This is a genomic window from Streptomyces sp. NPDC027663 (genome assembly GCF_055566415.1).
Genome location: NZ_JBVHSK010000001.1, coordinates 902,344 through 916,250, shown reverse-complemented (window position 1 = coordinate 916,250; position 13,907 = coordinate 902,344). Strand labels below are relative to the sequence as shown.

The 13,907-nt window shown below is 72.1% G+C and carries 14 protein-coding genes; 8 read left to right on the top strand and 6 right to left on the bottom strand.

Annotated elements, in window-relative coordinates:
* Positions 1–4: 4 nt before the first annotated feature.
* Entirely contained in the window at positions 5–163 is a 159-nt protein-coding gene (locus ACZ4SF_RS04100; RefSeq protein WP_468377878.1) for a hypothetical protein, read from the top strand.
* 88 nt (positions 164–251) lie between these two features.
* Here the strand turns inward: ACZ4SF_RS04100 and ACZ4SF_RS04095 are convergent, their stop codons facing one another.
* Genes ACZ4SF_RS04095 through ACZ4SF_RS04085 form a run of 3 tightly spaced genes read right to left on the bottom strand, consistent with a single transcriptional unit; the run spans position 252 to position 3,179 of the window.
* Positions 252–1,190, bottom strand: a complete 939-nt coding sequence (locus ACZ4SF_RS04095) for a 3-oxoacyl-ACP reductase (RefSeq protein ID WP_468377876.1) — start codon at positions 1,188–1,190, stop codon at positions 252–254.
* 20 nt (positions 1,191–1,210) lie between these two features.
* Positions 1,211–2,287, bottom strand: coding sequence for a Zn-dependent alcohol dehydrogenase (locus ACZ4SF_RS04090; RefSeq protein WP_468377874.1), 1,077 nt, complete (start codon positions 2,285–2,287; stop codon positions 1,211–1,213).
* 34 nt (positions 2,288–2,321) lie between these two features.
* Positions 2,322–3,179: a MaoC/PaaZ C-terminal domain-containing protein gene (locus tag ACZ4SF_RS04085; RefSeq protein ID WP_468377872.1), complete on the bottom strand. Its 858-nt coding sequence runs from the start codon at positions 3,177–3,179 to the stop codon at positions 2,322–2,324.
* Positions 3,180–3,482: 303 nt separating this feature from the next.
* Between ACZ4SF_RS04085 and ACZ4SF_RS04080 the strand changes: the two genes are divergently transcribed.
* Positions 3,483–4,769, top strand: a complete 1,287-nt coding sequence (locus ACZ4SF_RS04080) for a sensor histidine kinase (protein ID WP_468377870.1) — start codon at positions 3,483–3,485, stop codon at positions 4,767–4,769.
* Between the two features lie 60 nt (positions 4,770–4,829).
* A complete protein-coding gene (locus ACZ4SF_RS04075; protein ID WP_468378310.1) occupies positions 4,830–5,462 on the top strand; it encodes a response regulator in 633 nt (210 codons plus the stop codon).
* A 13-nt stretch (positions 5,463–5,475) separates the two neighbouring features.
* Here the strand turns inward: ACZ4SF_RS04075 and ACZ4SF_RS04070 are convergent, their stop codons facing one another.
* The 3 genes from ACZ4SF_RS04070 to ACZ4SF_RS04060 form a co-directional block, all read right to left on the bottom strand.
* A complete protein-coding gene (locus ACZ4SF_RS04070) occupies positions 5,476–6,294 on the bottom strand; it encodes a hypothetical protein (protein ID WP_468377868.1) in 819 nt (272 codons plus the stop codon).
* Positions 6,294–6,833, bottom strand: coding sequence for a SigE family RNA polymerase sigma factor (locus ACZ4SF_RS04065; protein ID WP_468377865.1), 540 nt, complete (start codon positions 6,831–6,833; stop codon positions 6,294–6,296). The genes ACZ4SF_RS04070 and ACZ4SF_RS04065 overlap by 1 nt, the downstream gene beginning before the upstream one ends.
* 125 nt (positions 6,834–6,958) lie before the next feature.
* Positions 6,959–8,146: a lipid-transfer protein gene (locus ACZ4SF_RS04060; RefSeq protein ID WP_468377863.1), complete on the bottom strand. Its 1,188-nt coding sequence runs from the start codon at positions 8,144–8,146 to the stop codon at positions 6,959–6,961.
* Between the two features lie 158 nt (positions 8,147–8,304).
* Here ACZ4SF_RS04060 and ACZ4SF_RS04055 point away from each other — a divergent pair, with 158 nt between their 5' ends.
* From ACZ4SF_RS04055 to ACZ4SF_RS04035, 5 genes are all read left to right on the top strand, one after another.
* Positions 8,305–10,050, top strand: coding sequence for an MFS transporter (locus ACZ4SF_RS04055; RefSeq protein WP_468377860.1), 1,746 nt, complete (start codon positions 8,305–8,307; stop codon positions 10,048–10,050).
* Between the two features lie 196 nt (positions 10,051–10,246).
* A complete protein-coding gene (locus tag ACZ4SF_RS04050) occupies positions 10,247–10,897 on the top strand; it encodes a class I SAM-dependent methyltransferase (protein ID WP_468377858.1) in 651 nt (216 codons plus the stop codon).
* Between the two features lie 22 nt (positions 10,898–10,919).
* Positions 10,920–11,894, top strand: a complete 975-nt coding sequence (locus tag ACZ4SF_RS04045; protein WP_468377855.1) for an N-acetylmuramoyl-L-alanine amidase — start codon at positions 10,920–10,922, stop codon at positions 11,892–11,894.
* Between the two features lie 82 nt (positions 11,895–11,976).
* Complete coding sequence (locus ACZ4SF_RS04040) at positions 11,977–12,789, top strand: DUF5336 domain-containing protein (protein ID WP_468377852.1); 813 nt, start codon at positions 11,977–11,979, stop codon at positions 12,787–12,789.
* A 104-nt stretch (positions 12,790–12,893) separates the two neighbouring features.
* Positions 12,894–13,904, top strand: coding sequence for an LLM class F420-dependent oxidoreductase (locus ACZ4SF_RS04035; protein WP_468377849.1), 1,011 nt, complete (start codon positions 12,894–12,896; stop codon positions 13,902–13,904).
* The last annotated feature ends 3 nt before the right edge of the window (positions 13,905–13,907 follow it).

Here is a 13,907-nt window from a genome sequence, read left to right as displayed (position 1 = left end):
TCCGATGAGCGACACCAGCACGACGGAGCAGCTGTCTGCCGACTCTTACGAGACCGCCGGCCACGGCCGGCACCGGGGCCCGGTAGCGGCCCAGGAGAGCGAGACGGCTCCGCACGGCCGGCACCGCAAGCCGGTCCAGGAGACGTCCGAGGCGGCTGTCTGACGGTACGCAGGAGAAGGGGGCGTTCGTTCCACGAGCGCCCCCTTCTCCTTGCCCGCTCCACTTCTCCTTTTCTCCTTGCCCGCTCCCCCTATCCGCGTTTCAGCCCCAGCACGTCCGCCGCCGCGAAGGTCTCCCCGGGCGGCCGGTCCGCGTAGTGCGGCGTGAGCAACGCGTCGAGCTCGTCGTAGGTGAAGGTCTCCCCTTCGCTGTCGAACTTCGCCCGCACCCGGGGCCGTTCCATGACGGCCACCATGCCGCCGTGCACGACGAGCAGCTGGCCGTTGACCCGGGCGGCTGCCGGTGCGGCCAGATAGCCGACGAGCGGGGCGACATGCTCGGGGGCGAGCGGGTCCAAGCCCTCGTCCGGTTTCTCGAGGCCCGCGAAGACGTCCTCGGTCATCCTGGTCCGGGCGCGCGGGCAGATGACGTTGGCCGTGACGCCGTACTTGGCGAGGGCGAGGGCGGTGGAGGTGGTCAGGCCGACGATTCCGCCTTTGGCCGCCGCGTAGTTGGGCTGGCCGGCGGAGCCCGCCAGGAACGCCTCCGAGGAGGTGTTCACGATCCGCCCGTACACCGGTCCCCCGGCCGCCTTGGAGCGTTCCCGCCAGTGGGCGGCGGCGAAGTGGGTGGTGTTGAAGTGTCCCTTGAGGTGGACGCGGACCACCGAGTCCCACTCGTCCTCCGTCATGGAGAACACCATGCGGTCGCGCAGGATGCCGGCGTTGTTGACCAGGATGTCCAGCTTTCCGAACTCGGCGATCGCCGAGCCGACGAGTTCACCGGCCTGCCGGAAATCGGCGACGTCACCGGTGTGTGCCAAGGCCTTTCCGCCGGCCGCCCGGATCTCGTCCGCGACCTGCTCGGCAGGGGCGGCCGACGCCGCGCCGGACCCGTCCCGGCCCGGCCGGCCGTAGTCGTTGACCACGACGGCCGCGCCCAGCCGGGCGAGTTCCAGGGCCTCGGCCCGGCCGAGCCCGCGTCCGGCGCCGGTGACGACGGCGGACAGTCCCTCGAGTGGCAGTGACATTCCGGGAGTCCTCGGCTTCCTCAGATCTCGATGCAGGTACGCAGGGCGGTCCCGGTACGCATCTGGTCCAGCGCCTCGTTGATCCCGGCGAGCGGCACCCGGTGGGTGATCAGGCCCGCCAGGTCGACGCGGCCGGCCCGCCACAGGGCGATCGTGCGCTCGTAGGAGCGCAGCACGTCGCCGCCGCCGTACATGGACGGCAGGATGCGCTTCTCGTCGAAGAACAGCTCGAACATGTTGAGCTGCAGGAAGTCGTCCATGGCTCCCGCGCCGACCACGACGAGGGTGCCGCCGCGCCGGGTGTTCTCGTAGGCGGTGCGGGCGGTGGCGGACCTGCCGACGACCTCGAAGACGTAGTCGAAGCCCTCGCCGGCGGTGATCTGCTGCTTTGCGTCGGCGAGTTCGTCCGGTGCGACGGCCTTCGTGGCGCCGAAGGCCAGTGCGGCCTCGCGCCGGGAGGCGACCGGGTCGACGGCGACGATCTCGGCGGCGCCCTTCAGCCGCGCCCCCTGCACCGCCGAGATGCCGACGCCCCCGCATCCGATGACGGCCACCGACGAACCTGCCTCCACATCCGCCGTGTTGAGGGCGGCACCGAGTCCGGTGGTCACCCCGCAGCCGATCAGGGCGGCGATGTCGAAGGGCACGTCCTCGGGGAGGGGCACGGCGCAGCCGGCGTCGACCACGACCTCCTCGGCGAAGGTGCCGGTGCCCGCGAAGCCGAAGAGGTCACCGCCGGAGCGCTTGAAGTTGGGGGTGCCCGCGTTCATGAACCCGGCCAGGCACAGCTGGGTCTGCCCGCGTCTGCAGGCGGGGCAGGCACCGCAGGCGGGCAGCCAGCACAGGACGACCCGGTCGCCGGGCTTCAAGTGCCGTACTGCCTCGCCCACTTCCAGTATCTCGCCGGCGCCCTCGTGACCCGGCACGAAGGGAGCCGGCTGGGGAAGCACCCCGTTCATCGCGGACAGGTCCGAGTGGCACAGCCCGGTGGCGCGCACCCGGACCCTGACCTTGCCGGGGCCGAAGCCCACCGCCTCGACGTCGTCGAGGACCTCCAGCTTTTCCTGGCCGATCTCGTGCAGTACGGCTGCGCGCATGGTGCGGCTCCCCTCTTCACTGGTTTCAGGAGTGCTAGGAGTGCTCTACGACGGTGTCCGCGAGGACCGGCGCGTCGTCCCGTTCCACCGCGCTCACGGCCACCCGGACGCTCTCCTGCTGCCGCCACATACGGATGCGCAGTGTCTCGCCCGGATACAGCACACCGGCGAAGCGTGTCGTGTAGGAGCGGACCCGGGTGACATCGCCGCCGAGCAGCGTGTCCACGACCGCCTTCAGGGTGATCCCGTAGGTGCACAGCCCGTGCAGGATCGGCTTGTCGAAGCCGGCGAGCTTGGCGAACTCGGGGTCGGCGTGCAGCGGGTTCCAGTCGCCGGAGAGCCGGTAGAGGAGGGCCTGGTCCTCGCGGACGGGGCGTTCGACGGTCCTGTCGGGCGCGCCGGTGGGCGGTTCGAGCCGGGTGGAGGGGCCTCGGTCGCCGCCCCAGCCGCCCTCGCCGCGCACGAAGATCTGGGCGTCGTTGGTCCACAGCGGGCCGTCGGCGTCGGCGACCTCGGTACGCAGTACCAGGATGGCGGCCTTGCCCTTGTCGTAGACGGCGGCGAGCCGGTTCGTCGCGGTCGCCGTGCCCTCGGCCGGGATGGGGCGGTGGATCAGGAGCGTCTGTCCGCCGTGCAGGACCTTGGCGAGCTCGACCTGCACACCGGGCATGGACAGGCCGCTGATCACACCGGGCGCGCCGGAGCCCGCGACGGTGGCGAAGCTCGGCAGGACGTGCAGCCGGGACTCCAGGGTGTAGCGCAGCTCGTCGGGGTCGGTGGCGGGGATGCCGGCGCCGATGCCCAGGTGGTAGAGCTGCACGTCCTTGGTGGTCCAGGAGATCTCGCCGGTCCGGGGTTCGGCCGCGAGGGCTTTCGCTGCGTCGATGGGCATACGGCTCCTGACACTGGCGGATCAAGACCCCGGCGCGGACGTCCGCACCGTCGGCCGCACCGGGGTCGCTGCGAGCCGATCTAGAACGCGTTCCAGTCCGGCGCCCTCTGTATAGCCCAGCGCTCCACAGTTGTGAAGGCTCCTGACGCGGTGTCAGACGAGGTGGCGCAGTGACATGTGTACTGCCCGAGTCCGTACATGCGCATCTGCCGGGACGGGGCCCGGCTCCGTAGTGTTCGGTGCGTACGCCGGGCTGTCGCACCGCCGACGGGCGGGGACCGGTCGATCGGGGGAAACACGGAGATGACGCGGGCGCGAAGACTGCGGTGCCAGGTGCAGGCCTGGCAGGCGGCACGGACGGAGTGGAAGGCGGAGCACGAGCGCTTCAAGGCCGCGCGGCGGGCGGCCGGCAGGAAGCGCGCCTCCGCGGACGCCGAGCATCCGGGGCCGCCCCCCACCGGCTTCGCCCTGCTGCCCTGGCTGCTGATGGGACTCGGGTCCTTCTCCAATCTGCTCCAGGGCAGGACCCCGAACCCGTGGGTCGGCGGTCTGGGCCTGCTCACCTTCAACTCCCTGTACATCTACGTCACCTTCCGCTCCTTCGACCGGGCGAAGCGGGAGGCGGTGTCCACCCGGGTGGCGCTGGCGCTGATGGGGCTGCTGACCACGGGCCTGGCGCTCGGGTACGGCGGTGACTGGCTGACGTTCTTCCCGCTGCTCGGGCTGGCGACGGGCGCCTCCCTGCGCGGCCCGTGGCTGGCCCGTGCGGGCCTGCTGCTCGCCGTCTACGCGGGTGCCGTCTCCTACGTCCGCGGCGGCTGGGGAGACGCGTCGGGCATCGGGTACGCCACCTTCATCTCCAGCATGGTGACCGCTGCGATCCTCAGCCTCTCGGAGGCGGTGCGGGAGCTGCGGGACGCCCGCGAGGAGCTGGCCCGGCGTGCGGTGGAGGAGGAGCGGCTGCGGTTCTCCCGCGATCTGCACGACCTGCTCGGGCACACCCTGTCGGTGATCGTGGTGAAGTCGGAGGCGGCCCGCCGGCTGGCCCCGCGCGACATGGACGCGGCGCTGGGGCAGATCACGGACATCGAGTCGGTGGGCCGGCAGGCGCTCACCGAGATCCGCGAGGCGGTGACCGGCTACCGCGAGGGCAGCCTGGCCACCGAGCTGACCCGGGCCCGCTCCGCGCTGGCCGCGGCGAGCGTGGAGCCGGTGGTCCGCCGGTCGGGGACACCGCTCGACCCGCAGACCGAGGCGCTGCTCGGCTGGGTGGTGCGGGAGGCGGTCACGAACGTCGTACGGCACAGCGACGCGAGCCGCTGCGAGATCACCGTGGAGGGCGCCGCCGAGCGGGCCCGGCTGACGGTCGCGGACAACGGCACGGGCAGGGCCGTCCGCCCGCCGCGCGAGGGCATCGGCGGCACCGGCCTGAAGGGACTGACCGAGCGCCTGGCGGCGGCGGGCGGCTCGCTCACGGCCGGGCCGGCACCGCGCAGCGGCTTCACGGTCACCGCCGAACTTCCCCTGACCCGCGACGCACTGACGGCGGCCGGTGCCCCGGAGCCCGGGACGGCCCGACAGCCCGGCTGACGCCGACGTCGGCACCGCACCGGGCTCCGGTGTCCGCCGTACCCTGAGCCCATGAACGAGATGCCCCCGGATCACCGGCCCGCCAAGCGCATCCGGGTTCTGCTCGCCGAGGATCAGCGCATGATGCGTGGCGCCCTCGCCCTGCTGCTCGGTATGGAGGAGGACATCGAGGTCGTGGCCCAGCTGTCCTCGGGTGACGGCATCGTGGACGGTGTGCTGGCGCATCGGCCGGACGTGGCCCTGCTGGACATCGAACTCCCGGGCATCAGCGGGCTGGACGCGGCGGCCGAGCTGCGTGAGCAGGCGCCCGACTGCCGGGTGCTGATACTCACCACCTTCGGCCGGCCCGGCTATCTGCGCCGGGCCATGGAGGCCGGAGCGGCCGGCTTCCTCGTCAAGGACGGGCCGGTGGAGGAACTGGCCCAGGCGATCCGGCGCGTGCTCACTGGAGAGACCGTGGTCGATCCGGCACTGGCCGCGGCCGCGCTGAGCGCCGGGCCGAATCCGCTGACCGCCCGCGAGTGCGATGTGCTGAAGGCGTCGGCGGACGGGGCGACCGTCTCCGATGTGGCCGCCGGACTCCATCTGTCCGAGTCCACCGTCCGCAACTACCTGTCCGCCGCCATCGGCAAGACGGGTACCCGGAACCGGGCGGAGGCGGTACGGGAGGCCCGGCAGCAGGGGTGGCTGTGACCTCCCGGCGGGCCTACTTCGTCACCTCCGCCGACCCGTAGGACGTCCCTGCCGGTGCCGTGCACACGAACCAGTCGGCCCCCTGGAAGCCGTCCACCGCGCGGATCGCCGATCCCGTGTCGTGGGCGGAGAAGCCCTCGGCCGGCTCGGCCACGGCCGTGGTGCCGTCCCTCCAGTGGCAGGTGACCTGCCGGGCGGTCTTGGCGACCATGCCGATCACCAGCCGGCCGGAGGTCTCGCCGCCGCGTCCCAGACGGGTCGCGAAGGCCTGCAGGTCCGTGCCCGAGTACCGCTCGAACTTCTCGACCGAGTCGAACACGACCTGCTGCGACCGGTCGTCGCCCCAGCCACGGGTCGCGAAGTACGACGTCTTGCCGATCAGGTCGGCGGGCCTGCGGGCGTCCGCCGGCTTGATGCCCAGCTCGTACATGGCGTTGAACTGCCGGTCCGCCTCCGCCTCGGTGCGCGGGGCCCCCCACACCTCGACGCTGACGTTCCACTCCTTGCCCTGGTAGGTCCCCCGCGCCAGCGTGGTCCTCTGCGGGGTGTACACGTGCCGCGCCTCGGCCGAGGCCGGCGGCTTCGCCACGCTCGTCTGCCGGTCCGCGTGCCCGCCGCCCGGCAGGCCCGTCACCGCCAGGGCGCCCGTCGACCCGGCCAGCACCAGCGCCGTGGCCGCAGCCACCGCCCACCGCCGGGCTCTGCGCCGCCTGCCGCCGCGCATGACCGCCTGCACGGGGGCTATGCCGATCTCGACCTCGTCCGCGGCGTCCGCGAGGAGGAGGGCGATGTCCGTCTGTGTCATGTCGTGGTTCTCCCGGTCCGCGCTCATCACTTCCGCCCTCCGTGCGTCACCATGTCCGCCAGTCCCGGTATGGCGCGGAGTTTCGCGATCCCCTTGGCCGCGTTGCTCTTGACCGTGCCGACCGAGCAGCCCATCGCCTCCGCCGTCTGGGTCTCCGTCAGGTCTTCCCAGTAGCGCAGCACCACCGCCTCCCGCTGCCGCACGGGCAGCTGGGCGAGCGCCTCGAGCAGGGCGCTGCGGTCGTCGGCCTGCGCGATCCGGTCGCCTGTGTCGGCCACTTCGCGCACCAGGCCCGAGTCGTCCTTCGGCGCCAGGAACTCCTTCAGCCTTCTTCTGTGCTTGCGTGCGTGCGCGTTGATCATCACGCGGCGTACGTACGCCTCCGGGTCGTCGGCCGAGCCGACCCGGCGCCATGCCACGAAGACCTGTTCGAGCGTCGACTGGACCAGGTCCTCCGCGGCGTGCTGCTCCCCCGTGAGGAGAAATGCCGTGCGCATCAGCCGCGGCCAGCGGCCGGTCATGAAGCTCTGGAACTCCTCGTTCCGAGCCTGCTTCCGATCCCCCATGGGCACCTCCTAGATGTCAGAAGGAGTCCACGGGCCGCCCGGACCGTTGCCTCGGTTCGCGGAACTCGGAGAAATTCTCCGCGGCAGCCACAGCAGCACGAGCAGAAAGCCGGCGAAGTCCGGGACTACGCCGCCCGCATCACGGTCACCACCGCCGCCCCGCCCAGCCCGATGTTGTGCGCGAGCCCGACCCGGGCGCCGGGCACCTGCCGCTGTCCCGCCTCGCCGCGCAGCTGCCAGACCAGCTCGGCCGTCTGGGCGAGGCCCGTCGCGCCGAGCGGGTGGCCCTTGGAGATGAGGCCGCCGGACGGGTTGACCACCCACCGGCCGCCGTACGTCGTCGCGCCCGACTCGGCCAGCTTCCCCGACTCCCCCGGCGCGCACATGCCGAGCGCCTCGTACGTCAGCAGTTCGTTGACGGAGAAGCAGTCGTGCAGCTCGATCACGTCCACGTCCTCGATGCCGAGCCCGGCGCTCTCGTACGCCTGCCGGGCCGCCTCCCGGGACATGGGCTGCCCGACGACGTCGATGCAGGAGCCGGAGGCGAAGGACGCCTCGGTGTCCGTGGTCATGGCCTGCCCGGCGATCTCGGCGAGGCCGGTCAGGGAGCGCTGTTCGGCGAACCGCTGCGACACCACCACGACCGCTGCCGCGCCGTCCGAGGTCGGCGAACACTGGAGCTTGGTGAGCGGGTGGTGCACCATGCGCGCGGCGAGGACGTCGTCGACCTCGTACACGTCCCGGAACTGGGCGTACGGGTTGTGCGCCGAGTGCCGGTGGTTCTTGGCGGCCACCGCGGCGAGCTGGGCCTCGGTCGTGCCGTACTTCTCCATGTGCTCGCGGGCCGCGGCGCCGAAGATCTGCGCGGTCGGCGGGGCCGCGGCGAAGCCGTGCCGGGCGGCCATGATCCCGTAGTGCCGGGCGACGGGAGAGACCGAGAAGTCCTCTCCCCCGGCCCCTCCCCCCAGCGCGCCCTTCTTCATCTTCTCGAAGCCCAGCGCCAGCACGCAGTCGCAGACGCCGCCCTCGACCAGCTGGCGGGCCAGCATCAGGGCGGTGGCGCCGGTCGCGCAGTTGTTGTTGACGTTGTGGACGGGGATGCCGGTCAGGCCGAGTTCGTAGACGGCGCGCTGGCCGGCGGTCGAGGGCTGGAAGCAGTAGCCGACGGGAACCTGTTCCACGTCGCTGTAGGCGATCCCGGCGTCCGCGAGCGCCGCGCTCCCGGCCTCCCGGACCATGTCCCAGTACTGCCATTCCCGCGTCTCTGGCTTCTCGAACCGGGTCATTCCGACACCGGCGACATAGGCCTTCATGGCCCGCAGACTAGAACGCGTTCCAACAACCCACCAGACCTGACGGCAGATCAGAAACCCATGGGCCGGTCAAGGATTCATTAGGGGCCCGAAGCAACGGAATAGTTGCCTGTGCATACGAGGTTCACCCAGCACCCATGACACGCGGAAGGCCTCACATGACAGACACGACGACCGATCAGCCCACCCGGAGAGCGGGCGGGGCCGTGATCCCCGTGCTCGCCTTCGCGGGCATCGTGGTCGCAGTGATGCAGACCCTGCTCGTGCCGGTCATCAAGGACCTGCCGCAGCTGCTGGACACCGCCCCCAGCAACGCCACCTGGGTCCTCACCTCGACCCTGCTGTCCGGCGCCGTCTCCACCCCGATCATGGGCCGGCTCGGCGACCTGTACGGCAAGCGCCGCATGCTGATCCTCAGCATCGCCGTGATGGTGGCCGGCGCCCTGATCAGCGCGCTCACCAGCCAGCTGATCACCATGATCGTGGGCCGTACGCTCCAGGGCTTCGCCATGGGCGCGATACCGCTCGGCATCGGCCTGATGCGCGACATGCTGCCGCGCGAGAAGCTCGGTTCGGCCATGGCCCTGATGAGTTCCTCGATCGGCGTCGGCGGCGGCCTCGCGCTGCCCGCCGCGGCCCTGGTCGCGCAGCACACGGACTGGCACGCCCTGTTCTACGGCGCCGCCGGCCTCGGTGCCCTGGCCATCGCCCTGACCCTCCTCGTCGTCCCCGAGTCCCCGATGCGCGCCGAGGGCTCCTTCGACCTGTTCGGCGCGCTCGGCCTGTCCACCGGCCTGGTGCTGCTCCTGCTGCCCATCACCAAGGGCAGCGACTGGGGCTGGTCCTCGGGCACGACGCTCGGCCTGTTCGCCGCGTCCGTCGTCGTCCTCGTCCTGTGGGGCCTGTACGAGCTGCGCACCCCGGCACCCCTGGTCGATCTGCGCACCACCGCCCGCCGCGAGGTGCTGCTCACCAACCTCGCCTCGATCATGGTCGGCGTCAGCTTCTACGTCGTCTCGCTGGTCCTGCCCCAGCTGCTCCAGCTGCCGAAGGCCACCGGCTACGGCCTCGGCCAGTCGATGGTCGTCGCCGGTCTGTGCGTGGCTCCGCTGGGCCTGACGATGATGTTCACCGCGCCGGTGTACGCCCGGCTGTCCGCCCGTTACGGCGCCAGGACCACGCTGATCATGGGCCTGCTGATCATCGCCCTCGGCTACGGCGGCGGCCTCGGCCTGATGGACGCGGCCTGGCAGACGATCGTCACGTCCGTGGTCCTCGGCGCGGGCATCGGCCTCGCCTACTCCTCGCTCCCCGCGCTGATCATCGGCGCTGTGCCGGCCTCGGAGACCGGCGCGGCCAACGGTCTGAACACGCTGATGCGGTCCATCGGCACGTCCGTCTCCAGCGCCGTCATCGGCATGGTGCTCGCCAACACGGCGAACGACGCCGGCGGCATCGAGATCCCGACCATGCACGGCTTCCGCGTCTCCTTCCTGATCGCGACCGCCGCGGTGGCGGTGGGCCTGCTGCTGGCGGTCTTCCTGCCGAAGGCCCCGCGCCCGGCTCAGCAGCACACGCAGCTGCGGGCCAGCAGCGAGGAGGACGCGGTGCTTCAGCGGGCCGAGGAGGTGCTGCGCGGCTTCCGCGGACGCGTCCTGGACGCGGAGGGGGCGCCGGTGGCCCGGGCCAAGGTCACGCTGATCGACCGGCGGGGCCGGCAGGCGGGGGCGACCGTGTCCGACGAGGACGGCAGCTATGCGCTGGCGGTGCCGGCCGAAGGGGCGTACGTGCTGGCGGCGCGGGCGTCCGGGCATGGGCCGCTGGCTTCTTCGGCGACGCACTCCGGTGAGCAGGGGGCGGTTGACGTGGACCTTGCCCTGCCGGGTGAGACGGTGACCGCGTAGCGCCCGGTGGGGTACGGGGGTCTGCCGTCCGGCGGCTGCGGCTTCGTGGTGGCCGCTCGCGCCCACGCGGCGGAGGCACACATCGGACACAGCCCCGCGCCCTTTCCGGGGCGCTGTCCGCACCCCCTGTCACACACGTGACAGGGGGTGCGGCAGCATGGGCGGTCGGACAGTCGTACGACCGAAAGGCCGCCCCATGCCCACCGCTCCCCAGCCCGAGATCCTGGCCGCGTTCGAGGCGGCCAAGGGGTTCATGCCCGTGGACGAGGGGCTGGCGCTGTACGCGGCTGCGGTGGAGGCCGGGCGGCTGGGGCTGCCGTTGCTGGAGGTGGGCACCTACTGCGGGCGCTCGACCGTTCTGCTGGCCGACGCGGCGCGTGCGGCCGGGGTCACCGCGCTGACCGTCGACCACCACCGGGGCAGCGAGGAGCAGCAGCCCGGCTGGGACTACCACGACCCGGAGACGGTCGACCCGGAGATCGGCCTGATGGACACGCTGCCCGCGTTCCGCCGCACGCTGTTCAGGGCCGGCCTGGAGGAGCACGTGGTCGCCCTCGTCGGCCGCTCCCCGCAGATCGCGCGGATCTGGAACTCCCCGCTCGGGTTCGTGTTCATCGACGGCGGCCACACGGACGAGCACGCCACCGCCGACTACCAGGGCTGGGCGCCGCACGTGGCCGAGGGCGGCCTGCTCGTCATCCACGACGTCTTCCCGCACCCGGAGGACGAGTTCACCGGCCAGGCCCCCTACCGGGTGTACCTGCGGGCACTGGAGTCCGGCGCGTTCACGGAGGTCTCCGTAACCCGCTCGCTGCGCGTCCTGCGGCGAACGGGAGCAGGGATCTGACACCCCGGTTAGAGTCGCAGACGTGTCCTACACAGGCCCGGACTTCGATCCCCCACAGCCCCGCCGCCCCCGGCGGGGCCCACTGACCGTGGCACTGGCCGCGCTGGTGCCCGGCGCGCTGCTCGGCTGGGTGGTGTACGAGGCGGTGGGCGGCGGCGGGCCGGGCGGCGAGGACCGCACGGCCTCCCCGGCACCCGCCCCGCGCACCTCCGCGGTGTCCTCCTCCCCCTCGGCCTTGACCGGCTCGCCCGGCACCGACGGCAAGGACGACCACGGCGGCACGTCCGCCTCGCCCTCCGCCCGGCCGAACGCCTCCGGCCCGCTCAAGGGGAAGGTCGTCGTCGTCGACCCGGGGCACAATCCCGGCAACTTCCAGCACACGGCCGAGATCAACCGGCCCGTGGACATCGGGACGAACCGGAAGGAGTGCGACACCACCGGTACGTCCACCAACGACGGTTACACCGAAGCCCGGTTCACCCTCGACGTCGCCCACCGGCTGCGCACGCTCCTGGAGCAGCAGGGCGCCACGGTGAAGCTGACCCGCGACGGGGACAGCCCGCCCTGGGGGCCGTGCGTGGACGAGCGGGCCCGGATCGGGAACACCGCGCACGCCGACGCGGCCGTCTCGATCCATGCCGACGGCTCCGCCGAGGGCAACCGCGGCTTCCATGTGATCCTGCCGGGTTCCGTGCACGCCGGTGCGGCAGACACCCGCGCCATCGTCGGCCCGTCCCACGATCTCGGGGTGCGCATCGCGGGCAACTTCGTCCGCGAGACCGGCGAGCCGGCCTCCAACTACCTTGGCGGAGGTACCGGTCTCGTCACGCGTACGGACCTGGGCGGTCTCAATCTGTCAACGGTTCCCAAGGTGTTCATCGAGTGCGGCAACATGCGCGATACCAAGGACGCGGCACTGCTGACCAGCGGCGCCTGGCGGCAGAAGGCTGCGCAGGGGATCTCTGAGGGAATCGTGGGTTTCCTGCGCAAGTCGTGACCGACGGGCGGATCCGGCCGGACGGCCGGATCTTGCGGGCGATAGTGTCTACGACGACGAGACGACCTACGAAGGACCTGAAGTGAATATCCGCTCCCTCACTAGAGGCGACGGCGTGGTGATCGGAGCAGCGGTGGTGCTGTTCATCGCGTCGTTCCTCGACCTGACCAGCTACTCCACCGGGTATGGCGAGTTCAGCCAGAACGCCTGGGACTCCCTGGGCATAGGCCTGGGCATCTTCATGGGCGCGGTGATCGGTGGTGCCCTCATCGTCGTCAACCGCTGCCTGCCGCAGCCGCGGAAGGTCGCCGGACTGGACCTCGGCACGGTCGGCACCGCGTTCGCGGTCCTGGCGGCCTGGACGCTGCTGTGGATGCTGATCGACCTCGAGAACGTGGACGCCGGCGCCGGCCTCATCCTCGGCCTCATCGCCGCGCTCGTCCTGGCCGCCGCCGCCATCGCCACCCCCCTGGTCCCCGCCCTCCAGGCGGCCCTGGTCCCGGCTCCCAAGCCGGTCGCCCCGCAGCCCTACGGCGCCCAGCCGGCCGGTGGTTACGGCTACCCGGGCGCCCAGCCGCAGCAGCCGTACGGCGCCCAGCCGCAGCCGGGTCAGCCGTTCGGTCAGCAGCCGCCGGCCGGGCCCGGTGCTCCGGCGGCCGGTCAGGGTGCTCCGGCGGCGCCGGGTGCTCCGGTCGGGGACTTCTCTCCGTTCTGGTTCGCCGTGCCGGTGGCCCGTCCGCTGTTCGGGGAGGACGGTTCGCCGAACCCGATCGCCGAACTGGCGCCGGGAACCTGGTACCTGGCTGTCGAGCAGCGCGGAGCCGCGCTGGTGGCGCAGACCCAGGACGGCCGCCGTGGCGTGCTGCAGGACACCTCGGGCATCCAGCGCGGCTGAGCCGTGGCCCGTACCGCACCGGCCCCTCGCCCTTCCGGGCGGGGGGCCGTTGTCGTACAGTCGCCTCCCGGCTTGGAACTGACGGTACGTCAGGAGGTCCGTGCATGCGGCTCGGACTCGCACTCGGCTACTGGGGACGCGGTCCTGACGCCGGACACGTACCGCTCGCCCAGGAGGCGGAACGGCTCGGCTACGACTCCGTGTGGACGGCGGAGTCCTGGGGCTCGGACGCCTTCACGGCACTGACCTGGATCGCCGCGCAGACCTCGACGATCGGACTGGGCACGGCAGTTGCCCAGATGGCGGCCCGCTCGCCGGCCACCACCGCGATGCACGCGCTCACCCTGGACCACCTCTCGGGCGGACGTGTGCTGCTCGGGCTCGGCCTGTCCGGACCTCAGGTGGTGGAGGGCTGGTACGGCCGGCCGTTCCCGAAGTCGCCGCTGACCGCGACCCGGGAGTACGTGGACGCCGTACGGCAGGTGCTGCGCCGGGAGGCACCGGTGGAGGTGGACGGACGGTTCCACCCCCTCCCCTACCGCGGGCCGGACGGCACGGGCCTCGGCAAGCCGCTCAAGCCGATCACCCATCCCCTGCGCGCCGACCTCCCTGTCCTGCTGGGCGCGGAAGGCCCGAAGAACGTCGCCCAGACGGCCCGGATCGCCGACGGCTGGCTGCCGCTGTACTGGGCGCCGAGCCGGCCCGAGGTGTACGGGGAGGCGGTGCGCACGTTGCCCGAGGGGTTCCTGGTGGCACCCATGGCCCGGGTGAAGGTGTGCGACGACGTGGCCGAGGGGCTGCTGCCCGTCAAGGCCATGCTCGGGTTCTACATCGGCGGCATGGGGCACGCGGCCCGCAACTTCCACGCCGACCTGATGGCCCGCATGGGGTACGAGGCGCAGGCCCGGCGGATCCAGGAGCTGTTCCTGGCCGGACGGCGCGAGGAGGCCGTGCTGGCCGTGCCGGACGCCTTCGCCGACGAGATCTCCCTGGTCGGCCCGCGTGAACGCATCGCCGAGCGGCTGGAGTTGTGGCGCGCGGGCCCGGTGACGGATCTGCTGGCCCTGTCACCGGACCCGCACACGCTCCGGGTGCTGGCGGAGCTGAACGCCTAGGCC

Coding starts and splice junctions, on each gene's coding strand:
- ACZ4SF_RS04070 (WP_468377868.1), bottom strand. CDS start 6,294: ATGAGCGCGGACCGGGAGAACCACGACATGACACAGACGGACATCGCC.
- ACZ4SF_RS04035 (WP_468377849.1), top strand. CDS start 12,894: ATGCGGCTCGGACTCGCACTCGGCTACTGGGGACGCGGTCCTGACGCC.
- ACZ4SF_RS04065 (WP_468377865.1), bottom strand. CDS start 6,833: ATGGGGGATCGGAAGCAGGCTCGGAACGAGGAGTTCCAGAGCTTCATG.
- ACZ4SF_RS04100 (WP_468377878.1), top strand. CDS start 5: ATGAGCGACACCAGCACGACGGAGCAGCTGTCTGCCGACTCTTACGAG.
- ACZ4SF_RS04075 (WP_468378310.1), top strand. CDS start 4,830: ATGCCCCCGGATCACCGGCCCGCCAAGCGCATCCGGGTTCTGCTCGCC.
- ACZ4SF_RS04055 (WP_468377860.1), top strand. CDS start 8,305: ATGACAGACACGACGACCGATCAGCCCACCCGGAGAGCGGGCGGGGCC.
- ACZ4SF_RS04095 (WP_468377876.1), bottom strand. CDS start 1,190: ATGTCACTGCCACTCGAGGGACTGTCCGCCGTCGTCACCGGCGCCGGA.
- ACZ4SF_RS04050 (WP_468377858.1), top strand. CDS start 10,247: ATGCCCACCGCTCCCCAGCCCGAGATCCTGGCCGCGTTCGAGGCGGCC.
- ACZ4SF_RS04090 (WP_468377874.1), bottom strand. CDS start 2,287: ATGCGCGCAGCCGTACTGCACGAGATCGGCCAGGAAAAGCTGGAGGTC.
- ACZ4SF_RS04080 (WP_468377870.1), top strand. CDS start 3,483: ATGACGCGGGCGCGAAGACTGCGGTGCCAGGTGCAGGCCTGGCAGGCG.
- ACZ4SF_RS04085 (WP_468377872.1), bottom strand. CDS start 3,179: ATGCCCATCGACGCAGCGAAAGCCCTCGCGGCCGAACCCCGGACCGGC.
- ACZ4SF_RS04060 (WP_468377863.1), bottom strand. CDS start 8,146: ATGAAGGCCTATGTCGCCGGTGTCGGAATGACCCGGTTCGAGAAGCCA.